The sequence below is a fragment of the Terriglobus sp. TAA 43 genome (assembly GCF_000800015.1).
Lineage (GTDB): Bacteria > Acidobacteriota > Terriglobia > Terriglobales > Acidobacteriaceae > Terriglobus.
Map to the genome: position 1 here is coordinate 2,743,304 of NZ_JUGR01000001.1, position 24,524 is coordinate 2,767,827.

The 24,524-nt window shown below is 57.8% G+C and carries 21 protein-coding genes; 7 read left to right on the top strand and 14 right to left on the bottom strand.

Annotated features, from left to right (window positions below):
- Positions 1-21: 21 nt before the first annotated feature.
- The 4 genes from M504_RS11700 to accD form a co-directional block, all read right to left on the bottom strand.
- The gene (locus tag M504_RS11700) at positions 22-534 is read right to left on the bottom strand and encodes a hypothetical protein (RefSeq protein ID WP_047491491.1); all 513 of its coding nucleotides are present in this window, start codon (positions 532-534) and stop codon (positions 22-24) included.
- Positions 535-562: 28 nt separating this feature from the next.
- A complete protein-coding gene (locus M504_RS11705; protein ID WP_047491493.1) occupies positions 563-1,420 on the bottom strand; it encodes a class I SAM-dependent methyltransferase in 858 nt (285 codons plus the stop codon).
- A gap of 87 nt (positions 1,421-1,507) precedes the next feature.
- Complete coding sequence (locus M504_RS11710) at positions 1,508-4,336, bottom strand: protease pro-enzyme activation domain-containing protein (RefSeq protein ID WP_156993704.1); 2,829 nt, start codon at positions 4,334-4,336, stop codon at positions 1,508-1,510.
- A 188-nt stretch (positions 4,337-4,524) separates the two neighbouring features.
- Entirely contained in the window at positions 4,525-5,364 is an 840-nt protein-coding gene (gene accD / locus M504_RS11715; protein ID WP_047491498.1) for an acetyl-CoA carboxylase, carboxyltransferase subunit beta, read from the bottom strand.
- Between the two features lie 36 nt (positions 5,365-5,400).
- Here accD and M504_RS11720 point away from each other — a divergent pair, with 36 nt between their 5' ends.
- Both M504_RS11720 and M504_RS11725 read left to right on the top strand, forming a co-directional pair.
- On the top strand, positions 5,401-6,663 hold the full coding sequence (locus tag M504_RS11720; protein WP_052200654.1) for a DUF2157 domain-containing protein: 1,263 nt from the start codon (positions 5,401-5,403) through the stop codon (positions 6,661-6,663).
- Entirely contained in the window at positions 6,660-7,220 is a 561-nt protein-coding gene (locus M504_RS11725) for a GDYXXLXY domain-containing protein (protein ID WP_047491501.1), read from the top strand. Before M504_RS11720 ends, M504_RS11725 begins: the two co-directional genes overlap by 4 nt.
- On the opposite strand, the gene M504_RS11730 is transcribed toward M504_RS11725, so the two are convergent.
- The 4 genes from M504_RS11730 to dnaN all read right to left on the bottom strand — a co-directional run bounded on the left by M504_RS11730 (position 7,221) and on the right by dnaN (position 13,413).
- A complete protein-coding gene (locus M504_RS11730; RefSeq protein ID WP_198137580.1) occupies positions 7,221-9,266 on the bottom strand; it encodes an alpha-galactosidase in 2,046 nt (681 codons plus the stop codon). It lies immediately after the preceding gene.
- Positions 9,267-9,339: 73 nt separating this feature from the next.
- Complete coding sequence (locus M504_RS11735) at positions 9,340-11,226, bottom strand: hypothetical protein (RefSeq protein ID WP_047491508.1); 1,887 nt, start codon at positions 11,224-11,226, stop codon at positions 9,340-9,342.
- A gap of 311 nt (positions 11,227-11,537) precedes the next feature.
- On the bottom strand, positions 11,538-11,996 hold the full coding sequence (locus M504_RS11740; RefSeq protein WP_156993706.1) for a hypothetical protein: 459 nt from the start codon (positions 11,994-11,996) through the stop codon (positions 11,538-11,540).
- A gap of 250 nt (positions 11,997-12,246) precedes the next feature.
- Entirely contained in the window at positions 12,247-13,413 is a 1,167-nt protein-coding gene (gene dnaN, locus M504_RS11745; protein ID WP_047494629.1) for a DNA polymerase III subunit beta, read from the bottom strand.
- Positions 13,414-14,182: 769 nt separating this feature from the next.
- Between dnaN and M504_RS11750 the strand changes: the two genes are divergently transcribed.
- From M504_RS11750 to M504_RS11760, 3 genes are all read left to right on the top strand, one after another.
- Complete coding sequence (locus tag M504_RS11750) at positions 14,183-14,761, top strand: hypothetical protein (protein WP_156993708.1); 579 nt, start codon at positions 14,183-14,185, stop codon at positions 14,759-14,761.
- Positions 14,762-14,885: 124 nt separating this feature from the next.
- Positions 14,886-16,310, top strand: a complete 1,425-nt coding sequence (locus M504_RS11755; RefSeq protein WP_047491514.1) for a DUF3300 domain-containing protein — start codon at positions 14,886-14,888, stop codon at positions 16,308-16,310.
- A 38-nt stretch (positions 16,311-16,348) separates the two neighbouring features.
- Positions 16,349-17,296 (top strand): DUF2950 domain-containing protein, encoded by a 948-nt coding sequence (locus M504_RS11760; protein WP_232296263.1) that lies wholly within the window; start codon positions 16,349-16,351, stop codon positions 17,294-17,296.
- Between the two features lie 44 nt (positions 17,297-17,340).
- On the opposite strand, the gene M504_RS11765 is transcribed toward M504_RS11760, so the two are convergent.
- On the bottom strand, positions 17,341-18,162 hold the full coding sequence (locus M504_RS11765) for an alpha/beta fold hydrolase (protein WP_047491520.1): 822 nt from the start codon (positions 18,160-18,162) through the stop codon (positions 17,341-17,343).
- 86 nt (positions 18,163-18,248) lie between these two features.
- Between M504_RS11765 and M504_RS11770 the strand changes: the two genes are divergently transcribed.
- Positions 18,249-19,319, top strand: a complete 1,071-nt coding sequence (locus M504_RS11770) for a GlxA family transcriptional regulator (RefSeq protein WP_198137581.1) — start codon at positions 18,249-18,251, stop codon at positions 19,317-19,319.
- Positions 19,320-19,342: 23 nt separating this feature from the next.
- On the opposite strand, the gene M504_RS11775 is transcribed toward M504_RS11770, so the two are convergent.
- The 4 genes from M504_RS11775 to M504_RS11790 form a co-directional block, all read right to left on the bottom strand.
- Positions 19,343-20,491: a cation:proton antiporter gene (locus M504_RS11775; RefSeq protein ID WP_047491522.1), complete on the bottom strand. Its 1,149-nt coding sequence runs from the start codon at positions 20,489-20,491 to the stop codon at positions 19,343-19,345.
- Positions 20,492-20,556: 65 nt separating this feature from the next.
- Positions 20,557-20,904: a gamma-glutamylcyclotransferase family protein gene (locus M504_RS11780; RefSeq protein ID WP_047491525.1), complete on the bottom strand. Its 348-nt coding sequence runs from the start codon at positions 20,902-20,904 to the stop codon at positions 20,557-20,559.
- Between the two features lie 13 nt (positions 20,905-20,917).
- On the bottom strand, positions 20,918-21,766 hold the full coding sequence (locus M504_RS11785; RefSeq protein ID WP_156993710.1) for an SGNH/GDSL hydrolase family protein: 849 nt from the start codon (positions 21,764-21,766) through the stop codon (positions 20,918-20,920).
- Between the two features lie 100 nt (positions 21,767-21,866).
- On the bottom strand, positions 21,867-22,808 hold the full coding sequence (locus M504_RS11790) for an SPFH domain-containing protein (protein WP_052200657.1): 942 nt from the start codon (positions 22,806-22,808) through the stop codon (positions 21,867-21,869).
- Between the two features lie 139 nt (positions 22,809-22,947).
- Here M504_RS11790 and M504_RS11795 point away from each other — a divergent pair, with 139 nt between their 5' ends.
- Positions 22,948-23,646, top strand: a complete 699-nt coding sequence (locus tag M504_RS11795; protein ID WP_047494642.1) for a DUF2461 domain-containing protein — start codon at positions 22,948-22,950, stop codon at positions 23,644-23,646.
- A 7-nt stretch (positions 23,647-23,653) separates the two neighbouring features.
- Here the strand turns inward: M504_RS11795 and M504_RS11800 are convergent, their stop codons facing one another.
- The gene (locus M504_RS11800; RefSeq protein ID WP_047491530.1) at positions 23,654-24,427 is read right to left on the bottom strand and encodes a TIGR03435 family protein; all 774 of its coding nucleotides are present in this window, start codon (positions 24,425-24,427) and stop codon (positions 23,654-23,656) included.
- Positions 24,428-24,524 lie beyond the last annotated feature (97 nt).

Genomic DNA, 24,524 nt, shown 5'->3' on the forward strand with positions numbered 1-24,524 from the left:
TGGGTTCCGTCCTTGTTCAGCTCAGATGCTACCGCCATCTTCTGCGAGATAGTTTTTCCATGCGTCTGTTGTCGCAATGCGACGCAGGCGATGGAAGCGGCTGCGCATGAGACGGAGGATGTGGGGTGTCATGATGTATCGCGCAACAAGTCGGCCTGCGAATCCAAACGGCAGATTGAAGCGAACCTCGTCGTGGAGTTCAGTCTGGCCGTTTGGCAGTTGTGCCAGGTGATGGTCGTGCTGGAAGGTGCGGAAGCGACCCGCGAGCATGGTGTCCTGCAGGAAGGTGGGACGGACGTAGCCACTGATGCGCGAGACGTGGAAGTGGCGCATGCCCAGCTGCCAGCCCTGCCAACGCACTATATCGCCTGACTGTACGAGGCCGCTGGTGCGTCCGCTGATGGGCGTCATGCCCAGCTCTTCCTGCACGAGGGCGATGGAACAGCTGAGCAGAAAACAGCGGTCGATGGGAGCAGCGATCGTCTCTGTCATTCGCAGCGTGAAGATGCCGTTGTCTTCTGTCCAATCGCGCATGGCCCTCTATGGGATGCACGTATGGACGTTACCGCTGTGGCTGCAGCCTTGCCGCGAGAAGATGGCCACCGCTGGAGAGGACGTGCAAGTCGCTGCCGTGGAAGTAACGCGTGTTGATGGCGTTGCGATCGAGGTCGTGCAAGAGCTGCCATCCGGATTGCTGCAGACGATGTTGGATCTCGTCGGGCATGAAGAAGAGGCGGAAGGGTTCACCTGCAGCGGCGACGCGAGCGGACATGGAGTCGAGTGCGAGACGTTCCAGCGGCGGCAGCGCGTGACGGGGCATGCCGTAGTCAAAGATGAGGACTGAGCCGGGAGCGCAACTGGAGAGGAAGTTGAGAGTAGCTGCGAAGCCTTCGTCGGTGAGGTATGGAACGACGCCTAGCCATGCGAAGACCGCCGGTTGCGATGGATCAAAACCGGTGCTGCGAAGACGTTCGGCGAGGTCGTCGTGATGGAAGTCGACAGCGACATGGTGGGCCTGCTGCGGGACGTCAATGTCATGGTCTTCCAACTGGCGGAGCTTCCACGCCTGCGTGTCGGGGTGGTCGACCTCGAAGACCTGGAGTTGTGGGAAGGGGTTGCGATAGGCGAACGTGTCGAGTCCCGCGCCGAGGAGGACGTATTGCCGCACGCCTTCGTAGACGGCTGCGGTGAGTGTGTCTTCAGCGAAGCGGCTGCGTGCTACGAGGAAGGCTCGCAGGCTGACGGAGTGCGGGCGGTTGGGCGCGCGCAATCCTTCGGCGTCCCAGTTGCTGCTGTTGGTCAGGCCAAGGATGCGAAGAGCCAGAGGGTCGTCAAAAATGATGGGCTGATCAAAGACCTGGTGGGCGGCACGACGCAGCGCTACGCGCCAGGCCGTGCGGGAGGGGGTGCCTTCACGCATACTTCCATTGCAACACACGGAGACGAGACATCCCCGGCCTGTATGAGAAGCAGGCCAGGGATGTCTCGTCTGTTTGTTAAAGGAGTGTTACTGCACGACCAAGGTGACCGTGGTGGTGGCTGTGATGCTGGTGGCTCCGTTGGATGGAACACCAGTGGCGGTGATGGTGAGAGGGTAAGTACCCGTGGCCGTGGTTGTGCCGCCGCCAGTGGTTGTCGTGCTGCTGGAACTACTGCCACCGCAACCGGAGAGGCTGAGGGCCGCAACGGAGAACAGAGCGAGGAGCAGAAGCGATGCCGGACGCATGCGTTTCCGCAAGAAGAACGCGCTCATCAATCCAGCAGCGAGAACGGCCATGCCGCCACGTTGCCATGGACTGCGTGTGGGCTGCGAGGACACTAGTTTTGTCCCTAATGACTGCGCGCTTGCGGAGGTGCAGTTGGATGAGGCGGTGTACACGGTGAAGGTGGACGTTGCCGATGTGTTCGCCGCGACAGTGACACTTGGCAGGTTGTAGCAGGCGTTCAGCGAGGCTGAGGTGGTGGCCTTGAACGAGACCGTTCCAGCGAAGCCAGTGCTGGCAATGGTGATGACATCGGTGCCGGTGGCACCACTGGTGACGGTCAACGTAGCGGCCGCAGGAGTGAGTGCGATGCTGGCAGGCGTGGCCGTTGTGGGAACGGAGAGGTTGATGGTGGCGCTGGCACTGAGGTAGTTTGTGTCACCGGCGTACAGCGCGGTGGCCGAGTGAACGCAGGTGTTGGCGGTGGTGATGGTGCAGGCGGGCACCGTGTAGGTGTAGGTGTAACTGGTGGTTCCTGCGGCCAACGTGAAGGTGGTTGCGCTTGTACCGTCGATAGACAAAGCGACTGTACCGGTGGGGGCGGAGCCGCTGCCACTGATAGTGAGCGTCAGCAGATCCGAGCTTCCGCCTGTGGGCGTATTCGTGGCAGCGCCAAGGCTAATCGTGGGTGCCAGCTTTCCGCCGGTACCGGTTGACGCCTTGAGTGCAGTGGTCAATGCCGAGGCGTCGAGCGAACCGAGGCCTGTGACCATGTCAAAGCCCGTCCCGGCGCTGTAGCCCATGGTGCCGAGTGTGGTTGGGTTGGTGGACGAACAGCCTGTGGTGCCGCCCGTGCAGTTGACGATGTTGTTGCCGGTGGTTATGTCGTGGAAGATGCTGCTGGCGCTACTGCCTGCGGCAAACGTGTAGAGCCTGGGGTTGATGTTGCCCAGTGCGCCGCCACCAGCGGCCTGTTCCACAACGGCGAGCATTGCGGCGAAGTTTGGTGTGGAGGCTGAGGTGCCACCGATGAGACCGCCACCACCGGCACCGGATCCAAAGCCGGCCGTCGTGGTGCAGGGTGCGTTGACCGTGCAAACGATGTAAGCGTGCTCTTCTACCGCAGCCGGGAAGGCGATATCGGGTACGTCGCGGTGGCCATCCGAAAGAACTCCTGTTCCGGTTTGCCAGCTTGGCTTGGCGAAGAGGGTGCTGGAACCACCACCGCTGGCGCTGAGCGCCTTGTACGCCACCGTATCGTTCCAGGAAGTTTCCGGCATATATCCAACGGCGGAACCGCCGAAGCTGTTATTGGAGGAGCCCCAATATGTAGCGGCGTCGCTGTTGAGCTGCGTTCCGCCTACTGCCGTGACGTTGGGCGATGAGGACGGATAGGCGACGGAGAGCCCCTGGGTAGCCGTGGTGGTGGTGTTGGAGGATAGTTCGCACTCGGCTGCGCCTGTGTCACCGGAAGAGACAAGGATGGTCTGGCCCTGGCTGGAGGCCTGCGCCAGAATCGGCTCCATGACGGAGGTGGCGTAGGAGGCGTTGGAGGCTTCGCAACCGCCATAGCTCAACGTGAGGATTGGGGCGAGGTTGTTGGTGATGGCGTACAGCATCGCCGTAAAGACGCCGTTGTTTGTGGTGGACTGCGCCGTGCCGGTGTAGATGAACAGCACCTGGGCGCCAGGAGCGCTGCCACTGGCGTACTCCAGATCGAGTTCGCTTTCGCCTTCGTCGCCCTTGCTGAGCTGACCAGAGCTACCGGTGTTCGGAACCAGAACCAGTGTCGGCAGCTTCACCGTTTGTCCGGTCTTGTTCTGGAAGTAAGTGAGTTGGTTCGGGTCCACCGAGCTTTGGCCGATGACACCGATCTTGATGCCGGTGCCGTCAAAGCCCGACGAGATGAGCGAGTTCATGCCGAAGATCTGGCGGAAGTCCCACGGCACAATGTAGTGCGCGCCGGAACCGTCGGTGTACTGCGGCGCGACGGCCTGTGGGGCATGGACCGGCGGCTGGATGTGATAACTGCTGATGCCGGTGATGCCGCTGACTACGCCTGCCAGGGATTGGGGGAGGCTGATGGCGGTGTTGTTTTCGAAGTAGTCCTGGTCGGCGCGGTGGAAGCGCTGCAGGCTGGTGGTGAAGGCGCTCTCCACGGCCGATGCTGTGCCGGAGAAGACGATGCGGTTGCGGCTGGGCGCGACCTCGTCCACGCTGAAGCCCCTCGACGTGAGCCAATCTTTCACGATGCTCAGGTCAGCATCGGACAAGCCGAACCGTTCGCCGAAGGTCTGCGGCGTGAGCCACTGGTGATACTGAGCCGAGGACGGGTTCTGCTGATCCGCCAGCAACTGTTGCAGTGCGGCAGACTGGGCGTCTGTGGGCTTCAGCACCAGTGACATGCCGGTGAGCTGCGTGTCGCCACCGAGGTGGCCGAGGACGGAGGCGGTCTTGACGCGTGGCGAGACGGTGTCAGGTAGTGCTACTCGCGGGTCAGAGGACGACGGCAGCGAATACAACCGGCGCGCTACCTGGCTTCCTGCGAGTGTGGGGAACACGGTTGCGGCGAACAGGGCGGCAGCGACTATGGTGCTGCGAAAACGGCGACGGGGGGCAGAAATATGCGTCATTGAGCGGCCTTGATTCTGGTTCAAGTAGCGAAGTCCGAGCAACAAAACGGGACACGGAGACAGAACCGCACGGTCTGCGGGTATGCCGTTGGACGGTGATTCTACTCAGCAGTAAACACCCGTCACGGGCATTTGTCGCCGGGGAAGAAGATGCAGGTCGCGGGAATTGAACCAGTTTGGGAAACTGGCTAAGCAGTCATCCAGGTGAAGGCGCGGTCCAGGTAGGCCTTGGTGTCCTTGCGCGAGACGACGGCGTCGAGGAAGCCGTGCTGCAGCAGGAACTCCGACCGCTGGAAGCCTTCGGGCAGCTTCTGCCGGATGGTCTGCTCGATGACGCGGGGGCCGGCGAAGCCGATGAGGGCTCCGGGTTCGGCGATGTTGAGGTCGCCGAGCATGGCGAAGGATGCCGTGACGCCGCCGGTGGTGGGGTCGGTCATGAGGCTGATGTAGGGGATCTTCTCGTCGGCGAGGCGGCCCAGCGCGGTGGAGATTTTGGCGAGCTGCATGAGGCTGACGATGCCTTCCATCATGCGTGCGCCACCGCTGGCAGAGATGATGACCAGAGGGCTGCGCGTGTCCAATGAGCGATCGACTGCGCGTGCGATGGTTTCGCCTACGACGGCACCCATGGAACCGCCGATGAAGCTGTATTCCATGGCGGAGATGACGATGTTATGTTCACCGAGTTTGCCGACGGCGTTGACGATGGCGTCGTTGAGGCCGGTCTTGGCCTGCGCTTCTGCCAGACGCTTCTTGTACGGCTTGAGATCGGTGAAGTTGAGCGGGTCGGTCGATTTGAGTTCGAGATCGACGAGTTCGTAGCCGGGTTCCAGCAGCAGTTCGATGCGGCGGCGTGCGTCCATCTTGAAGTGATGTCCGCAGTAGGGGCAGACCTGGAGGTTTGCATCCAGTTCCGCGCGGAAGATCGCCTTGCCGCAGTCCGGGCACTTGACCCACAAACCTTCGGTGCGGACGGTACGCTCCGCCTCCGAGACGATCTCATTGCCTTGCCGTTTGAACCAAGCCATCGCGTTCCCTAGTGTATCTGTTTTGGGAAAAGCGGGTTGGTACCTCCTCTTTTTCGCTTGCTGGATCTTTCCTGCAATGCTCCACTTGCTGCACTGATGATGCAGGACATTGAAACGAAGCTTGCGGAGTGGTCTGCAGCAGGTGTGATTGACTCCGCAACGGCTCAACGCATTCGTGCGTGGGAAGAGGAGCATGCGAGTCGCACGGCGCGGCCTGAGGCGCAGCGCTGGCAGGTGCGGTTGGCGCTGATCTTTGGAGCTGTCCTGCTTAGCGCGGGCATCCTGTTGTTTGTGGCAGCGCACTGGGACAACATTGGTCCCGGATTCCGCCTGCTGTTGATCATGGGAACGCTGGTGGGACTGCACGGCGCGGCCATTGCGGTGCGAGAACGGTTCGCTGCGCTGGCTACGGCACTGCACGCTATTGGCACCGTTGCGCTGGGTGGAGCGATTGCCCTTTCCGGACAGATTTTCAATATTGAATCGCACTGGCCCAACGCGATTTTGATGTGGGCACTGGGAGCCGCTGCGGGATGGTGGCTGTTGCGAGACGCGCCACAGAAGACGCTGACGCTGCTGTTGGTGCCGGCGTGGGCTCTCTGCGAGTTGGGCGACCGCATGCAGCCGTACGAGGGTGGCAATGTCTATCTGTCACGATTGGCGTTGCTGGTTGGAGCTGTTTACCTGTTGCGGTATCTGGCCGAGCCGGTGCGTGCGGTGGGGAACTGGTTGTTTGCCGTGGGAGCACTGGCAATACCGGTATCCGTAGGCATTCTGGCTGACGGCTGGCAGTATCGTTATGTATTTTTCACCCGGGGCTATAGCAGCTTTGTACCGTTGCGCTATCGCGCACTGTGGCTATTGCTCGTTATCGGTCTGATGGCATGGGGCTGGCTTCGCAGCCGAGAAGCGTTTCCGGTGATTGCAGGAGCTGTTGCTGTGGGCATTGCGTTGCCGTGGCTGGTACGGCCCGTAAGCCATGGCGTCGTTGATCTGGGCAATCCGTGGAGTCGTCCCTATGTGACCTGGGAGCCTTCCGTATTCAGTTATCTGCTGTTGGCGTTGGCGGCTGCTGCGCTTGCGTGGTGGGGTGTTCGGCACAAAGCGCGTGGCGTGGTGAACTATGCCACGGTTGCGTTTGGTGTGGTCGTTCTGTGGTTCTACTTCTCTGACCTGATGGACAAGCTGGACCGGTCGCTTGGACTGATCGGATTGGGCGTATTGTTTCTTGCCGGTGGCTACGTGCTGGAGCGTCTGCGCCGTAGGCTGCTGTTGCAGATGACAGAGGAGGCGGCATGACACTCTCTGGAACTAAGGCTGCAGTGACTCTGCTGGTGATTCAATCAGCGATAGCGCTTAGTGTTGCAGGAACGTATGCGCTTGATCGCATCACCAAGCCTCGTGTGTGGGTGCGGACGCAGCAGTTTGATCCCTCCACACCGCTGCGTGGCCGATACCTTGCACTGCAACTTGCGGTGGATGGATGTTCACTCCCTACGTCCGGCGTCGATGCCTCAAACCCCTACAACTCGTTTGAGGGAATGCCGAATACGCCCAGGATCGGAGTGTGGCCTGTGACACTGAGTGCGGAGAGCGGGCACTTAACGGTGCATGCTGTCGCAACGCCTTCACCGGACAACTCGCAGGCTGTCTCGCTGTGGAAGGGGCAGGACTGCCACAACGCTCGACTGGATCAGGGTGTCAATTTCTTCCTGCCGGAACACGCAGCCTCGCCCGTACCGCAATCGCGCGATGCTTCGTTGTGGGTTGAGGTTACTGTTCCCTCCAACGGGCCGCCTCGCCCCATTCAAATTGCTGTCTCTGATAGCACCGGGTGGCATGTTCTGAAGTTGTAACTACTTGCTGTCGAACCTTAGCCATACATAGCCCAGAGGTTTTGCAATCGTTACTGCGGTTGCACCGTCGCGTATGGTTGCCGAACCTGTGCCTGCGAGTACTGTGATCTTTGCGTTCGCAGGTAGGCCGGTTGGGAGTGGCGTGGTCCATTGCGCGTTGCTGTTGGCTTCGCGGAAGAGGAGTAGGTAGCCGCCTTTGCTGTCTGCGTCGGTTGAAGCGAAGCCTGTCCATGACACGCCGTCGGGTGCGTTGCCGATGGGTTCGATGGTGCCGCGGAAGAGGCGCTCGCGTTCATGCTTCCATGTGGCGACGACTGGCGCGGCGGATGCGATGTATGCCGGTGGCAGGCTGGAGGTTTCAAACCAGCCGAGCGGGCTGGAGAACATGACGCTGGCGAAGAGTGCGTCGGGTCTGTAGTTGGCAGGTGCGAGTGGGTCGTCTGCGTAGCGCTGTGTGTTGCGCGTGTTGTTGAGGAACTCCATGCGCAGACGGATGGGATCGACGAACTCTGATAACTGCCAGAGATTGCGCAGTGTCATGTGCGGGTAGTAGCGATGGAAGTCGGTGTAGCGATTTTCAACGAACGTGGTGCCGCCTTCGATCATGCCGAAGTAGCCGGGGCGACGGCCTGCGGTGACATCGAGATCGATGGTGATGGCGCCCTTGCTTTCAGCGAGGATGCGATCGAACATCTGTTGCACATGCTGCTCTGCGGTTGGAGTACTCATGACGATGCTGTCGAACTTGAAGTACAGCACGCCTTCGTTGCGCCATAGTTCCAGGATTCGGTTTGCGTCACGCTGCCAGTTAGCGAAGTCGTCTGAAGAGTCGGGTGCGTACCAGAGGCCGAACTTCATGTGGTGCGTTGCGGCCTGTTGTACGAGTGGCTTCAAACCCTGCGGGAAGCGTTGCGGATCGACGTCCCAGAAGTGTGATGAGTTGGCCCAGAAGCCGCTCCACACACCGCCGCTTTTTACTGCGGAGTTCATGGACTTGCCATACTGCCAGCCATCGTCAATCTGCACTGCATCGACGCCGAGCTTTGCGCCTGCTTCGATTTCTTTCGCCATGAAGTCTGCGTTGATGCGCGCATCGCGATTGCGATCACCCCAGGTGTTGCTGAGGAACGCTGCGTCGCGTTGTGGTTCGTATGTGCGTAGTTGGCGTTGATAGTTGTGCAGTGCACGGATGCGGCCGCTGCGACCACCGGAGTATGCGAGCACTGCGAAGGGATAACCTGCGCCAGTGAGGCGTACGGTGCGATCCGACGCCATCATGCGGAGATCAAACAGCGATTGCTGTGCGCGTGCATCAGGCAGTGGTGCTTGTTTTAAGAAGATCAATCCTGCGCCACTGAGAACATCTTCGACATAGACAACGTTGCCGCGGGCGAGAATATCTTCCTCGTTGTTCATGAACATCCACTCGCGTGTGCTGACGAGTTGATTGTGCGTGTCTGTAACGTCGCGCAGTGTGACTTCTGTGAGGCGAAGATGTTGTGGCTGCAGAGAAAATTCGTCGAGCGCGGATTCGTTGTCTTTCTTTGCTTTGTTTGCTTCTGCTTCTTTGCCTGTGGCGATGGTTTGTGGTGCGTCGTTTTGCGAGGATGCGTCTGCAGGTGCTGTGAAGTCTTCTTCAATGCCGGTGGCATCCGGGAAAATCTTCATTCGCAGATGTTGGTCCGAGCCAATGTCGATGCGGAGTTGCAGTGATGCTGCTTCTACTGGATTGGTGCGGCCTGTTTCTGCGTGGATCGCTACTGTTGTGTCAGCTTGCGGTCCTGCGATGCGCGGTGAGGGCAGACGCGATGGTGCTGCGAGCCATTCTTTCTTAGCGTCGCGATCCTGAAAAGATGTGGCGAAGAGATGGCCGTTGCGAATCTGCCAGCGACGTTCGAAGTGTGTGTTGCCTACGGTCAACTCTGTTGCAGACCAGCGCGCGTAACAGTTCTGAAAGGCGGCGGTTTGTGCGGATGCAGAGGCGGCTGCGAGTGGTGCAGCGAGGAGCAACAGGTTTCGCAACGTGCGATGGAGGCAGAAGCTCATGGCAGACAGCATAGCCTGCCATGAGCGGTTTGCCTTGTTACGTTATGCGGTGCGTTGAAGGTTGCAGTGGCATTTAACTGCGTGGACGACGATGGTGTTTCGGTGTGGTGGTGGCCGGAGGAACGTCTGAAGACGTGTCCGGTGGATCGTTGGACACGGGAGGAGCCACTACGGGAGGCGTCGTTACGGGCGGAGCCGATACGCCAGCAGAGGCATAGATCGATGCCAGGATGGGATCGTTATCCTGCCAGTAATCGACGAGACCCATCAGGATGTCGCCCTTGCTGACCTGTTGCGTCAGTGCGGGGAGATAGCTGTTGAGCGTGGCCTGCGATGCATCGTTCACCAGGTTCGCGCCGAACGCGTTTGGATAGTAGTTGTAGACGGAAGCATCGGTACCGATGTCTGTATGGAAGATGAACGAGTAGAAGGGCGCGGTGTACGCGTAGTAACGCGGCGTGCTTTCTTCCGGAATGAACAGGAATGATGGGTAATCGGTGATCAGCTTTTGGAAGATTGCCGGATCGAGTGTGCCACCATTCGTGTCAACAGTGGAGTCCACATAGAACACGGTGACGCCCCAACGGGAGTTGGCGTACGCAGCTTTCTTCTCGAGGTTCGCGATGATCTGATCGTTGGATGTGAGGAAGTTCTGCGATGCCTGGCCGTTGCCGCTGAGGGTGAAGACCTGAGGACGGAGACAGACACCAACCCGAAGACCGGCACCGGTCATGATGCCGAAGTAGGCATCGTCAAGCCGTTGGCCCTGGTAGGGCGATTGCGGATCGAGCACGGTGGACTCCATCTCTGGAGCAACCGTTGCGACCTGGTCTGGCGAACAAACGTAGCTGGTGTCTTGGGGGTACTGCTCGCCCTCAAGATCCCATGTGATAACACCCTGACCGTTCATGGCACGCGTGTTAACCACGTTGGCCTGCGCAACCGCGAGCATGCGATTCTGGAACGCCTGCAGGCCAGCAGAGGTGGTTACATCGACGGATGCGTCGTTGAAGTAGCGGCGCGGATTAGTTGGGAAGCCGCCGGGCTGAGTCTTGTCAGAGCTGCCTTGCGGTGAGCTGGCGAGGTATGCGGTTCCGATGAGACGGTGATCTGCCCATGTCATCTGGCTGGGATAGGTCTGAGCGAAACTTGTATACGCGTCAGACGCGTTGGGCGTGGTGTTGGCCGCAGCGAAGCGCAGTGACACCGTGTACGTGAAGCTGGTGCCGGGCTGCACGGGACGATCATTGTGCGGCAGGAATGTGGCGAGACCATCAGGCGCGGTGGACGTCATCAACGGGCTGTAAGCGTTCGCGCCCGCCTGCTTCCAACCGGTATACATGGGCTGCGATTCGTCTGGTAACACTACTGAAACAACACCTGAGCCGAAGTCTGCGACGCTGACGCCGGGCCCGGTGGTGGTGATGGCGTACTGGGTGTAACCGTTGAAGTTTTTCGGATCCTGCGGGAAGTGCAGCACCAGCGGATAGATCTCAGCGCCGTCAAAGATCAAGCCGGAACTTGCGTTGTTTGTTTCCGTGACGATCATGTCGAGCTGGTTGTTGTTCTGCACGAACTTGGTCGCGATGGAACCCCAGTTGAAGTAATAGGTTTCCGTACTGGAAGATGCGTCCCAACTGGTGCCGTTGTTGCTTTCGCCCCAGCCGGATTGGGAATCGGTGCTGGTATTGCCGGCCATGTCAGTGGCCTTCATATGCCAGATGTGAAAGTTGTCAGAAGGATTGGTACCTACATCTGCAAGGGTTTGGCCATTGAACGAAAGGGTTTGGACGCCCTTGTCGCCATAAGTAACTTGCAGGGATTGTGCGACTGCAACGGACGGCAGCAGCGCAAGTAGCAAAAGACTTAGCCAGTCACGACGTTTCGATTCTGGATTCAAAGTGGAGATAACGCGGGACATCAGCCCACGCGGGTCTGCGTGCACATGACGATGTGACATGGTTCGGATTCCTTATTCAAAAAGTGTCGAGGCGGCTGCGCGTGGGTAAACGTCTTTGCGCGATCGGCCTGGATTATGCAAGGGGCAGGGGAAGAGATAAATCGAGTTTAGCGTAGTAAAAACGGGCAGATTTCACCCATTCAGTAGGGTCAGAAACTCCGTAGACGCGCAATATCTACGTAACTATGCTGCCAGCAATCGAACCGCCGGAAAAGCTGGCAGTTTACGAAGTCACGGCATAGAAAAAGGCTCGTTTATTGAACGAGCCTTTTCATACTTCACATTAGTAGGTTGTGCGATGCGCCTAGGTATTACTGCGCACGATGGCGAATACCTAATGTGGCGAGTGCGCCGATGAACAGGAGTGATAAAAGCTGGAAGATGGCCACAATGGGTTCTTTGCCGGTGGGCGCGAACTGATGCAGTGGCGGAATCTTCATAAAGCTCTGGATGACGAGCACCATCACGTTAAAGAACTGAAGGATGGATGCAGTGATGATGTAAGTCTTTCTGTATCCCTTTTGATAGCCCCAGATAGCAGGGATAAATAACACCAGCGAGATGATGCCGACCACGATGGCTGGCGTGACTCCGTGAAACGGGAAGAAGAAACCGGTGATGCTGGTAAGTGCTGTTGTGCTGAGAAACAGCAGATTCAATGAACGGTTCTGAGAGTTACCAAGAAAGCCGAACAAAACCAGAAAACCCGTGGCTATGCCGATGAGACTTATCAGTACGTGAATGAGAGTAAAGATCTGCAGACCTGTCATACCAAACATCACCTCATGAGAAATGGGTGCTGCGATTACTTACCCGTATGCGCGCGCACGGATGGATCAATGGTGTTTCTAAAACTGGCGGAAGATCGTTGCCAGTATGGCAGCAAATGATTTGTATACGTGAGATTTTTTGATACTTTGCGACGAATAGAAGAAGCCCGGCGATAAGCCGGGCTTTTCTGTCTTACGTATCCGCACGAACCACATCGCAAAGCGATGTCGAGGCCTCGATGGCAGATCGTCAGATGCGCATGGGCATGAGGATGTAGCGGTACTTCTGATCTTCGTTTGCGTCCTCGGGGCGCATCTGGCCTGCGGATTGTGCATCTTTGAATTCGAGACGAACTTCGCCGGTGTTGCCGATGGCCTTCAGGAAGTCAATGAGATAGGCCGAGTTGAAACCGACGACGAGCGGATCGTAGTTGTACGGCGTTTCGATGGAGTCTTCCGATTCACCTGCGTCTGTGGACGAGGAGGAGATGCGGAGTTCGTTCTGCTCCAGGCGAATCTTGATGGCGCCGCTACGCTCGTCGGCAAACTGCGATACACGCTGCAGTGCGCCCATGAGGTCTTCGCTGCGCACGATGACGAACTTGTTGTTGTCGCGCGGCAGTACGGCTTCGTAGTTGGGGAACTGGCCAGTGAGTTTGCGGCTGGTGAGGACGCGTCCGCCGATGCGGAAGAAGAGCGTGGTCTCATCGTCGGCAAACTCGATGAAGTCGTTATCGTCACTGGTGGGTGTGTTCGCTAGCAGGGAAGAGAGTTCACCGAGGGCCTTACGCGGGACGAGTGTCTTCTTTTCGCCGGAGACACCTTCCAGCGTCTCGCCGAAGCGTTCGACGTGGGCCAGGCGATGGCCGTCGGTTGCGACCATGGCCATGGACTCTGCCTTGAGCACCAGCAGCGCGCCGTTGAGCGTGTAGCGCGACTCTTCGCTGGAGATCGAGAAGATGGTCTTCGAGATCATGCTCTTCAGCGATGGAGCTGCAATCTTGACTGCGCCGACGGTCGGAAATTCCGGGACCTGGGGGAAGTTGGCGCGTGCCATGCCCACCATCTTGGTGTTGGAGCGGCCTGCACGAATCTGCACCCAGTGGTTGTCCATGAGCTTGATGGAGATGTCGCCTTCGGGCAACAGGCGGATGTAGTCGTACAGCTTGCGCGCCGGGACGGTGCATGCGCCGGACTTCTTCACGCGTGCAGGGCAGGAGGTGCGCAGGCTCTGATCGAGATCGGTCGCCGTGATGGTCAGGCGTTCGCCGTCGGCCTCAAAGAGAAAGTTCGACAGGATGGGGATTGTCGTCTTCCGTTCCACGACGGACTGAGCGGCAGTCAGTTCGCGCAACAGTTCCGCACGGGTGACCGTGATATCGAGATTGCCGGAAGGTGCGGCGCCGCTGTTTTCCATGGACGGGAGTGAGGCAGTGGTGGACACGGGAGAAACCTCCGGAAGTTCAGGCAAATCTTGGGTGCGGCGGCATCGGTTTTGAGCCAGCGTTCAGAGCGGACTGTGGGCCAGGTGCCTGAGTGGATTTCAGCGTATCACCGCGCTGCTGGGTTTCCCAAGGTTGGTTTTCATCCCCGGTTACAAAGCTGGTGCGTGGTGTTTTGACAGGGCTAATCGTAGCCGGACGGAGGATGTGGAAGGCTCGGGCCAAACCGTGGAAAGCGGCGACACAGCTTTGCGTGGAGCTCCAACCTGGCTGATGCGAGGACTGCTTTTAAGAACCTTAGTGAAAAGGAAAGATTGAAATAGCCGTCGTAATCGTTTGGCGAGGAAATGTGGATGAACGTCCCATATTGTTGGTACAGAAAGAGTTAGAAAGTGGACGAGATTCAGAAAAAGTGTCCACGAAGAACGGAAGATGTGTGTTGCCGGGTGGACATTTCGAATGATGTGATCGTGTTTCCACGTCTTCCACAGGTTTCCTCACAGGCTTTGTGTACGGGAGAGGCGTGTGGAAGTGGAAACCGAGGGCCGAACCGCGTGATTGCGGGGATAGTTTGTGCTTTTGTATCCACAGGCACGACGTTTGGGCTGAGGAATACCGGGTTTATCCACTGCTTGCACAGGGTTTACGGAATTCTGTGGATTGCCGGTCCGCAATGATTTTGCGGTTGGGGAAGATAAGAAAAATTTGTTACCGTGAGCATCGGAAATGGTGCATGAGGGAAAGATGGCGATGAAAACGATGGTTCTGGCGGTAGGGATGCTGATGGCGATGCAGAGCAGTGGAGCGCAGCAGCAGGCGGCGGCGACCCCGCGTCCGGCACCGACGCCCGGCGTGATTGCATCGCACCCGGATTGGCCGAAGGCGAACCCGGAGGATGTGAATTCGCCTGAGGCGATCATTCAGGCACTGTCAGACACCATTTCTGGTGAGGCTGGCAAGCCGCGCGACTGGAACCGTTTCAAGAGCCTGTTTGTTCCGGGATCAGGACGAATGATCGTCGTGCGTCACAGCAAGACGGGGCCTGCGGACCTGACGATTCTTTCCAACGACGACTACCAGGCGCGCGCAGGGAACCAGACGTTCTATGAAAAGCCCATTGCGTATGACAAACAAAGCTTTGGGCATATGACGCATGTGTACGAGTCGTACGCCATCTTTCATACGCCCACGGACACCACGCCGCAGACACGCGGTGTGAATAGCTGGGAGTTGTTGAACGATGGCACTCGCTACTGGATTCTGCAGATTTATTGGGACACGGAGCGCCCGGATAATCCGATACCGGCGGCTTTGGCGAAGTAACAGCCCACCTGTTCAAATGCACAGTACCTCATAGCGCACTGTCACTGTTTACTGACTGAGCGTTGCGTTGCATTGCCTGAAACACACGCAACCGCCAATGTCTTTCCTGCACGGGAGGAACGTGATGGTCAGGAGCTGTTTCAAGCAGTTTTTAGCAGTGGTTTTAAGTCTTCTGTTGGTCTTTCCCGCGTCGGAAATGCAGGCTCTTGCTCAGCAACAAGCTCCTGCGCCAGCGGCTGATTCCGGACAGGAGCCAGCGCCACTTTCTGCTGCCGAGTTGGAACAGGTGCTGGCTCCGATTGCGCTGTATCCGGATGCGTTGGTTGCGCAGGTGCTGGGAGCGGCGACCTTTCCTGACCAGGTGACTGCTGCGAGTGACTGGCTGCAGCAGAACAAGAACCTGACAGGGACGTCGCTCGCCCAGGCCGTCGACAAACAGCCGTGGGATCCCAGCGTGAAGGCGTTGACGCAGTTCCCTTCTGTGCTGGACAACATGGTGAAGAACCTGAGCTGGACATCGTCACTTGGAGAGGCGTATCACACGCAGCCCACGCAGGTGATGACGGCGATTCAGTCTCTGCGCGCGAAGGCTAAGGCTGCGGGCAATCTGAAGACGGGTTCGCAGATCACGGTGGTGCAGCAGTCGCCGGATGTGATCGTGATCCAACCGACGAATCCGCAGGTGGTGTACGTTCCCCAATACAACCCCACCGTGGTGTACGGTGCGCCGGTGCAGACGCCCGGTTATAGCACCGCGGCTGTTGTGGGGACGGCGCTGCTTGCTTTTGGTGTTGGCATTGCGGTGGGTGCGGCCATCAACAACAACTGCTGCGGATGGGGTTACAGCTACTGGAACTGCAACTGGCACGGTGGCGGTGTGGTGTATCGCAACAATGTCTACTACGGAAACAGGGCGTGGCGTGGCGGCGCTTACGGCTCGAGCGTGACCGCGTATGGACGTTACGGCAGCGCCACCGCGGCGAGAGCTTATAACCCGAACACTGGCACGTATGCTCGCGGTGCCGCGGTATCCACCCCTTACGGTGCGCGGGCCGCGGGACAGGCTTACAACCCATACACCGGGACTGCTGCGCGCGGCGGTGCTGTTGCCGGACCGAATGGCGCGGCTGCTGCGGGGCAGGCCTATAACGCTCGGACCGGCACTTACGCTTCGACGCGCCAGACTGCGAGTGCTTACGGAAACGCAGGAAGCTCGACCGTTTCCAGGAATGGGCAGACGACTTATACGCAGCATGCAAGCAATGCCAACGGAACAGTTGCTGCTGCCGAGAACTCTCGCGGTGGCGCGGCTGTTGCCGGAACCGGAGCGCGTGGCAATAGTGCAGCGGCTGTTCGAACGGCCAATGGCAATAGCGCTGTGAATGTGAACGGCCATGTGTACACCAACAATGGAGGCTCTCGCGGCTATGGTGCCCAGCAGCGCAGCGGCGGAGCTTTTGGTGGTGGTGGAAGTGGCTGGGAAGCGCGGCAGGCGAGCGCGCGTGGTTCTGTAAGCCGCGGTGGTGGCGGTTTCCGGGGTCGCAGGTAGTGTTCACGAGAACAGTTTCTGGAGAAGGGAAGATGTCGATGCAAAACCGCACAATTGCGCTTTCGGCCCGGCTGCTGGCGTTCACCCTGTTTCTTCCGCTGGCTGCGTGTAATCGCTCTGGAGATAAAAAGCCTGCTGAGGCTTCCACGAAAACATTTGCCTCGATGGATGATGCGGCAAGCGCGCTGGTGGCTGCTGCCAAGTCAGGCGATGAAGACACCATCAAGAGCATCTTCGGTCCGGAGACGAAGCAGGTCGTCTATTCCGGCGATGCGGTGGAAGACAAGAATGCTGTGACGAAGTTCCTTGCTCGCTACGACGAGATGCATCGTTGGCGCAGGCTGGAGGACGGTAGCGAGTCGCTGGTGATTGGCGCGGATAATTATCCGTTTCCGATTCCGCTTCGCAAGAATGCGGACGGCAAGTGGTTCTTTGATACCGCGGCTGGAAAAGAAGAAGTACTGTCGCGTCGCGTTGGCCAGAACGAGTTTGACGTGATGGACATTGCCCAGGGTATTGCCGATGCGCAGGCGGAATACTTCACGCAGCCGCATGATGGTCAACCGGCGAAACAATACGCGGCGAAGTTTCTAAGTGATCCTGGCAAAGAGAACGGACTGTACTGGAAGGCCGGTGAAGGACAGCCGCCGAGTCCGCTTGGTCCGCTGGCTGCCTCTGCAACCGCCGAGGGTTACAAGGCGAATCCCGCGGGACACACCACGTTCCATGGGTATCTGTTCAAGATGCTTGACGGCCAGACGGATAAAGCTCCGGGTGGTGCGAAGAGTTATCTGGTGAATGGAAAGATGGCCAATGGCTTCGCCTTTGTGGCGTACCCGGTGGAGTACGGAAACTCAGGTGTGATGACGTTCATGATGAACCAGGACGGCGTTCTGCTGGAGAAGGATCTAGGACCGAACACGGTTCAGACGGTCACTGCGATGAATGCGTTTGATCCCGATACGAACTGGAAGGTCGTCGAGTAAGGCGTCGGGTGAGCGATGTGTGGCACGCTCACCCGGTCGCGACTTCAGGATTGGATGAACGTCAACAGGTCGGCATTGATGATGTCGGCGTGAGTTGCCGGCATGCCATGCGGGAGGCCGGGATACGACTTGAGCGATCCATGCTTGAGAAGCTTCCAGGAACGCGCGCCGGTTGTTGGGAAGGGACAGATCTGATCGTCCTCGCCATGCATGACGAGAACGGGCACGTCGATGGCGGCAAGGTCGTCATAGAACTCAGTTTCTGAGAGCACCTTGATGCAGTCATAGTGGGCAGTGGCTGCGCCCATCATGCCCTGACGCCACCAGTTTTGACGGATGCCCTCGGAGACATTCGCACCCGGACGATTGAAGCCGTAGAACGGGATGGTGATGTCCTGATAGAACTGCGCGCGGTGATACGCAGTGCCGTCGCGCAGGCCGTCGACCACCTCTTTGGGAACACCGTCAGGATTCTTTTCGGTCTTCATGAAGAGTGGCGGGATGGCGCTGATGAGAACTGCTTTTGCGACGCGTCCCTTTCCGTGTTTCGCGACGAACCGTGTGACTTCGCCTCCGCCGGTGGAGTGTCCGATGTGGATGGAATCTTTGAGGTCGAGAAAGGCGACGAGTTCTGCGACATCGGCGGCATAGGTGTCCATGTCATGACCGTTTGCAGTCTGCGTGGAGCGGCCGTGGCCCCGGCGGTCATGTGCGATGACGCGGTAGCCGTGATGCAGGAAGAACATCATCTGGCTGTCCCAATCGTCGGCTGAGAGGGGCCATCCGTGGTGGAAGAACAGCGGCTGACCACTGCCCCAGTCCTTGTAAAAAATCTCCGTGCCGTCTTTGACCTTGATCGTGCCCATGGGTTCAACCTTTCCTGTCGGAAATGATGGAGTGTTGTTCGCGATGCGGTACAGTGGTGCTCCCAGTAAAGCGAGAGGTGGTTGGTATGCCTAGAGGCGTAACTGCCAAACGACGTGGCAAATCGGACATTCTGCGTGCCCACACAATGCATGAGATCGCGATCGTTCTTTACTCGGGAGCGAGGCCTGCGGTTGTCCACGGGCTGACGGATCTGTTTGAAGTTGCTAACAGGATCAGCGCGGAACAGGGCGAAACTTCTTCGCGGGTAGAGGTAATGGTTAGTCACTGGGGAACCAATCCATCGCTCGGTTTGACTCGCACTTACGAGTCGCATCCGGGAAAGCATGGGAAGCCGGACTGCATTATTTTTCCGCCTACGCTGGAGGTCCAACAGAATGCAGAGTCCACACAAAGATTGCTGGCGTGGGCAAAGGCAGAGCACGTTGCGGGGACAACTCTCTGCTCGGTATGCGGCGGGACGTTTTTGCTGGCTCAGTTGGGGCTGTTGAATGGCAGGCCGGCGACAACACATTGGAGTTACGCGAACCTGTTGGCGATTACCTTCCCGGAGATATGCGTGCAGTCCGATGACCTGATCATTGACCTGGGAGATGTGGTGACGGCCGGAGGGATGATGGCGTGGCTTGATCTGGGATTGAAGCTGGTGGAGCGCTACCTGGGGCCTTTGGTGATGATCAAGACGGCCCAGTTTTTCCTGGTGGATCCGGCTGCGCGACAACAGCGGTATTACGCGAATTTCTCTCCACGTTTGCAGCATGGAGACGATGCGATTCTGCGAGTGCAGGTATCGATTGAAAGTTCTGTCTCAGAGGCTGTGAGTGTTGGAGAGATGGCGTCGACCGCGAGGCTTGGCGAGAGAACTTTTCTAAGAAGATTTCAAAAGGCGACAGGTCTTACACCGACTGAGTATGCACAGTCGATACGCGTGCAGAAAGCACGCGAGTTATTGGAGATGACTGCGTTGTCAGTGAAAGAAGTTGCGCGGAACGTGAGTTACGAAGATGTTGGCGCGTTCCGAAAAATATTCCAGAAGAGTGTGGGCCTTCAACCCTCGGAATATCGAAAGCGGTTTAGAGCACCTTCTGGAGTGAGCAATATTCAAATGCCGGTACGGAGTTATCCGATAAGCACTTAGAAAGTACTTATCGCTGCTTCTCCTTACGCCTCGGGTTCCGCAGGGATCGACAAGCCAGGAAGTACCAGCGATGGCAGGATTGTTGTGACTGCTGCGTAGATGAGCAGGCCGCCGTAGAGAGCATCGGGGATATGGAATGATTCGTGGAGGACACCTGCGATGACGAGCGTGAAGATCAGCGTTGGCTCCAGCGCGATGGCAACGCGAAACGCAGCCTGTGCTGTGCGGCGTGAGAGATAGCGCGTCTGCAGCCAATTCTTGCCGATGCGTATGGGTATGACGATGACGGAGAGCAGCACTCCATAAAGAAGTGATTTGAGAACGAGTGCGCCTGCGGGAACATCCATACCTTCATGAAAGAAGTAGAAGGGGATGAAGAAGGACGAGAACAGACGCACCGCGTGAAGGTTCTCGTTTGAGGCGAGTGTTGCCATTCGCGTTTTGAGAAGACTGGCGATGAGACCCGCGATGAATGCGCCGATGAGGTAATGGATGCCGATGTTCTGCGTGATGACAGCGCACACGATGCCGACCATGAGCAGGAGTGAAAACTCAGAGCCCGGTGCGTATGGGACGACGTATTTGCCGAAGAAGAGAAATAGAAATGGCGTGATGACGATGAGCAGAAGCAGGATGAGTGCGGACGATCCGAGCACAACCATCGACCCTGACTGAGAGACGAAAAAGAGCAACAGCAGCGCCATGATTTCGCCGGCGATGGCGTCGATGCTGACCTCGCCCTGTTCGCTGATGTCGAGGCCGGAGTTGGGTAGCGTGTCGAGGATGAAGCCAGTGGATGGCGTTAGCAGGCCGAGTGCGAGCAGTGTGGATGCCTGCCATGACATGTGCAGGTAACGAATGCCCACCCACGCGAATGCGGCGAGGAATAGGGCGCGCGTGGCGAGGTATCCACTGAGTCGTGGGAGTTGATGACGGATCTCTACGAGGTCGACTTCGAGGCCGGCGAGAAGAAAGAGCGCAGCAATACCGAAGGTGGCTACGACCGTTCCGACGGGATCGCCTACGAGCTGCTTGAGAAAGATGGCTGCGAGGATGCCGAGAGCAAAGCAGGTAAGTGGTGCGGGTACGCGGAATCGCTGGAGCGCGCGGGGCACAACCAGCAGGCCGAAGATCATGAACAGATACGTCAGCGTTTGCGCTGGTATGTGCATAGCAGCTATGTAACTATGACTTGGCTTTGAGGGATACTACTTTTTCATATGAGCCGATTGATCGATCAGGCTTCTACGTATACCCACGCGTCTGTTCCTGATTGCAAGCGAACCTGGATGCGTTTGTAGTCGGAGACCTCATACTTGTCCGCGGCGGCTAGTTCATCTTCTGTTATGAGGAATACTGTTCCTTCGACCTTCTCATCGGGATTGGCGGTGTGGATGACGATGGGGTGTGATGCTGTTCCGCTTTTTGCAATGACGTCGGGATCCGTGAGTTCAATCATCGTCTGCCGGTATCCCGGCATGGCGTCGGGACGACCCTGGAGTGGGCGTCTGAACAAGGCTGTCTGCACTGATAGCAACTGCAACGTTCCGTACGAGAAGAGAGAGACGTTTGGTTCCTGAGCCATAGCTCATAGTTTCTCATTGCGATGATTTGTTCGATACTGCCTCGTCGTACAGCATGTCGCCTACGACTTTGTGTGCGGCGGTGGAGGGATGACCGTCGTGATAGAAGAAGTAGGTTTGCGGTGTGGCGCATTCGGTTGTGTCTTCGTTACGGAGGGCGCGGCCCGCGCACTTGTCGGTGGTGTTGGTGAAGCCGTATTGCGATGGATGTGTGATGGCCTGATCGTAGAAGGAGCCCCAGTTGCTAAGCGCGATCTGGATGTCTGGGTACTTCGCTTTCATGTCCTTAGGCACTGAGGTGAGTTCGGCATTGGCGCGTTCGCCAGCGGTGGCGAATTGCGGAATCTTCACTGGCAGCAATGCGACCATGAAGCGGCGAGCGCCGAGAGCATAGAGCGTGTCGATGAGTGCTTCTTCATTGGTGCGTGTTTGGCCTGCGGGGAGTGTGCGATCGTTCAAGCCGCCGAGTAGGAAGAACATGGTCTGTTTTGCATCGAAGCGTATGTCGTTTGATTTCACTAATGCCGAAAAGTCATCGACCTGGTTCCACATACCTCGGCCGAGTAGTTCGCGGTGTGGGCCGTAGCTCCCTTTGCCTTCTCCTGTGCGTGCGCCGCTTACAGCGAAGTTGAGGCCTTCGGGGATGGGATGTTCGGTTTGTGTTTTGGGGTCGCCAAAGTAGGTGAACGGAATGCCGAGGCGCTGTGCGAGATAGACGACGGCGGTTGGTCCGTTGCCATCGATGTAGCCTGCGCCTGAGTCGGAGTAACTGTCGCCGAAGACATAGAGCTGCGTGTACGGCTTACTCTGCGCATGGCAAAGCAGAGGGACGAAGAGCAGGAGAGCAAGCAGTCGCGTGGCCATCTTCATATGCGAACGAAGTATAACTGCCGCTTGATACGGGACAGCAGTAGAGGGTTGCGATGATGTATCGCAACCCTCCCTTGTTACTGCGATGTGGTGATTACTTTGTGGCGGCTTCACCCATGGTGCCGCGATGTGTTCCTGCTCTGAGACCAGCGAGGATCTGTTGCAGGAAGTCATTCGCCGCGCCTGGGTTGTTGGGCAAGAACAGCGTGTTGGTACCGCTGCGAATGCCAATGTCCTTCAGCGTGTCAAAGTATTGTGTGAGCAGAACGAGCGCCATCACATCTTCCGCGGTGGCGCCGGGAACGGCTTCGCGGAAGTGTTCGATGGACGCGCGCAGACCGTCGATGATGGCCTGACGTTCTGCGGCGATACCGCGGCCCTGCAGGGCCTTGCTTTCTGCTTCCGCTTCGGCCTGCTTTACCTTCAGAATCTTTTCGGCTTCGCCGCGCGCCATTGCTGCCACCTGGCTGCGCTGTGCGGCGTTGATGTCGTTCATCGCGTCTTTCACCTTGCCGTCCGGGATGATGTCCGTAACGAGCGCGGTGAGGATGTTGAAGCCGAAGTCATGCATCGTGTGATCGAGCTCGGTCTTTACAGCGATGGAGATGCCGCTCATCTGCTCAAATGTTTCGTCGAGCGTGAGCTTGGGCACATGGCCGAGGATGGAGTTGAAGACGAAGCTTTCAATCTGCTTCTGCGGACGCGAGAGTCGATAGACGGCGTCGAAGACTTTGTCGTCGACGACCTGATACTGCACGCTGACGGGGATTTGTACGAAGACGTTGTCCCGCGTTTTTGTCTCTACAGAAAACTGCACCTGTTGGACCTGCAGGTCTACGAAGAAGACGCGCTCTGCGTAGGGAATGAGAACGTGCAAGCCGGGACGCACGATGCGATGGAATTTGCCAAAGCGTTCGACAACACCCGCCTGCGAAGTGCGGACGGTGTACAGGGTTTTAAGCAATGTGACGAGGGCGATAAGACCAAGAATCACGAGGATGGTGATTCCTGCGATAGGAAAACCTGAGCCTTCCATGGAGAGTGGCCCCTCCGGGCCGGTTACACAACGACTTTCTGACCGATGTTATGGCCATAACTAAGCATAGTCCTTTTCGAATAAGACAATGCAAGGTTGTGACGTTGCTTCTTTTGTTGCGGCATAGAATCTAATGCGCATGCCGACACAGTTCTCTCCTGCCGCGATTCGTTTTCTGAAAAGCCTGAAACGCAACAACGATCGCAACTGGTTCAACGATCGTAAGAGTGTCTTTGAGCAGGAAGTGAAGGCACCGTGGCTGGCATTGATTGAGGAAGTGAATCACGCCATGGTGGACTTCGCGCCGGACTGTGTGAAGCCTGCTCCGAAAGCGATGTTCCGCATTTATCGCGATACGCGGTTCAGCAGTGACAAGAAGCCGTACAAGACGCATGTGGGTGCGTGGTGGTCGCCTTCATCGCTTGCGAAGACGAGTGGCGCTGGATTCTATGCGCACATTGGTGCGGACGATGTTGTGGTGGCGGTGGGGGCCTTCATGCCGCAGCCAGATCAGATGCTGGCGATTCGCAGGCACCTGCAGCAGAACTATGAAGCGATGCGCGCGTTGATGAATGACAAGAAGTTGCGCAAGCTGATGCCGGACCTGGAGACGATGCCGCTGACACGTGTGCCGAAGGGATTTGCCGCAGATGATCCGGCTGCGGAGTACTTGCGGGATCGGAAGTGGGGAGTATCAGTAACACTGCCCGCAGAGGTGGCGACGACGTCGAAGCTGCTGGATGAACTGGTGAAGCGATTCCGCGCTGCCGCTCCGTTGGTGGCTTTGCTCAATGCTCCGTTGCTGCAGGCGAAGACGCCGCGGCGAACATTCTTTTAACAGCCGGTTAGTTGGGTATGGGAACTTCGTCTACGTGGTCGATGACGATTGTCTTTACCGGGACCTTGGCTGGTTTCAGATTGAGACCCAGTTGTTCCTTGATCGCGGTAGGGAATGACGGCAGATCGGAAGATGCGGCGTCATCGGGCGCGTAGCGCAGGTCCATGTTGTATAGACCTGTGAGGCCGGTGTGGTTCACAACGGGTACGCGCGCTGCAAGAGACAGCATTCCTGCAAGGCCGTCTGCATCGATTCCGCGGGCCTGGATGTGGCCGGGAGCAAAGAAATTCTGCGTGAGTTCTCCAGCTTTCTTACCCTGCTCCACGGAATCGGGACTGACGGGCGTGAGCCTGGTGCCGTTCTTATCCGTGGTGATCTCATACCCGGAGACCGACCTGGTTCCGAAGTGATACGTCAGGTGGAAGCGTTCGATGAGAAGCTGCTGCATCAAGGGACGCAGAGATTCATAGTTCCACGTGACACCGTCGGGCAAGCTTGCCCGAACGTCGTAGTGAGAATCGAGCGCGTGCTGACTGCCTTCAATGGAGTCAGGATATTCCGGTTTGAAAGCGATCTGCAGAAGGAGACGTAACGTGAGGCAGGTGCCGTCAAAGTGGCTGCTGCCCGGTGGCGGAATGCTGGAGCATTCCGGCGTTACGTGCGAAGGATGAATCGCCGCCGTTTCAAAAGCGATTGCTGGTTTCGGAGTCTGCTGAGCGTGTGCTGCATTCAGAAACACGAGGAGCGCAACGATGGCCGGAAGCTGAAGGCGGATTCGCATGGATGCAGGACACAGCCTAATCCTGATGGCGAGGAGGAGCAAGGAATGCACGGCCCGGACGGAATGCTGTAGTCAGCAAAAAGTCCGGGCAGGGAGC

Coding starts and splice junctions, on each gene's coding strand:
- M504_RS11780 (WP_047491525.1), bottom strand. CDS start 20,904: ATGGCTCAGGAACCAAACGTCTCTCTCTTCTCGTACGGAACGTTGCAG.
- M504_RS11790 (WP_052200657.1), bottom strand. CDS start 22,808: ATGGAAGGCTCAGGTTTTCCTATCGCAGGAATCACCATCCTCGTGATT.
- M504_RS11710 (WP_156993704.1), bottom strand. CDS start 4,336: ATGACGCATATTTCTGCCCCCCGTCGCCGTTTTCGCAGCACCATAGTC.
- M504_RS11760 (WP_232296263.1), top strand. CDS start 16,349: ATGCAAAACCGCACAATTGCGCTTTCGGCCCGGCTGCTGGCGTTCACC.
- M504_RS11755 (WP_047491514.1), top strand. CDS start 14,886: ATGGTCAGGAGCTGTTTCAAGCAGTTTTTAGCAGTGGTTTTAAGTCTT.
- M504_RS11700 (WP_047491491.1), bottom strand. CDS start 534: ATGCGCGATTGGACAGAAGACAACGGCATCTTCACGCTGCGAATGACA.
- M504_RS11735 (WP_047491508.1), bottom strand. CDS start 11,226: ATGTCACATCGTCATGTGCACGCAGACCCGCGTGGGCTGATGTCCCGC.
- M504_RS11705 (WP_047491493.1), bottom strand. CDS start 1,420: ATGCGTGAAGGCACCCCCTCCCGCACGGCCTGGCGCGTAGCGCTGCGT.
- accD (WP_047491498.1), bottom strand. CDS start 5,364: ATGGCTTGGTTCAAACGGCAAGGCAATGAGATCGTCTCGGAGGCGGAG.
- M504_RS11800 (WP_047491530.1), bottom strand. CDS start 24,427: ATGCGAATCCGCCTTCAGCTTCCGGCCATCGTTGCGCTCCTCGTGTTT.
- M504_RS11770 (WP_198137581.1), top strand. CDS start 18,249: ATGCCTAGAGGCGTAACTGCCAAACGACGTGGCAAATCGGACATTCTG.
- M504_RS11750 (WP_156993708.1), top strand. CDS start 14,183: ATGGCGATGAAAACGATGGTTCTGGCGGTAGGGATGCTGATGGCGATG.
- M504_RS11725 (WP_047491501.1), top strand. CDS start 6,660: ATGACACTCTCTGGAACTAAGGCTGCAGTGACTCTGCTGGTGATTCAA.
- M504_RS11775 (WP_047491522.1), bottom strand. CDS start 20,491: ATGCACATACCAGCGCAAACGCTGACGTATCTGTTCATGATCTTCGGC.
- M504_RS11730 (WP_198137580.1), bottom strand. CDS start 9,266: ATGAGCTTCTGCCTCCATCGCACGTTGCGAAACCTGTTGCTCCTCGCT.
- M504_RS11785 (WP_156993710.1), bottom strand. CDS start 21,766: ATGGCCACGCGACTGCTTGCTCTCCTGCTCTTCGTCCCTCTGCTTTGC.
- dnaN (WP_047494629.1), bottom strand. CDS start 13,413: ATGGAAAACAGCGGCGCCGCACCTTCCGGCAATCTCGATATCACGGTC.
- M504_RS11740 (WP_156993706.1), bottom strand. CDS start 11,996: ATGACAGGTCTGCAGATCTTTACTCTCATTCACGTACTGATAAGTCTC.
- M504_RS11765 (WP_047491520.1), bottom strand. CDS start 18,162: ATGGGCACGATCAAGGTCAAAGACGGCACGGAGATTTTTTACAAGGAC.
- M504_RS11795 (WP_047494642.1), top strand. CDS start 22,948: ATGCCGACACAGTTCTCTCCTGCCGCGATTCGTTTTCTGAAAAGCCTG.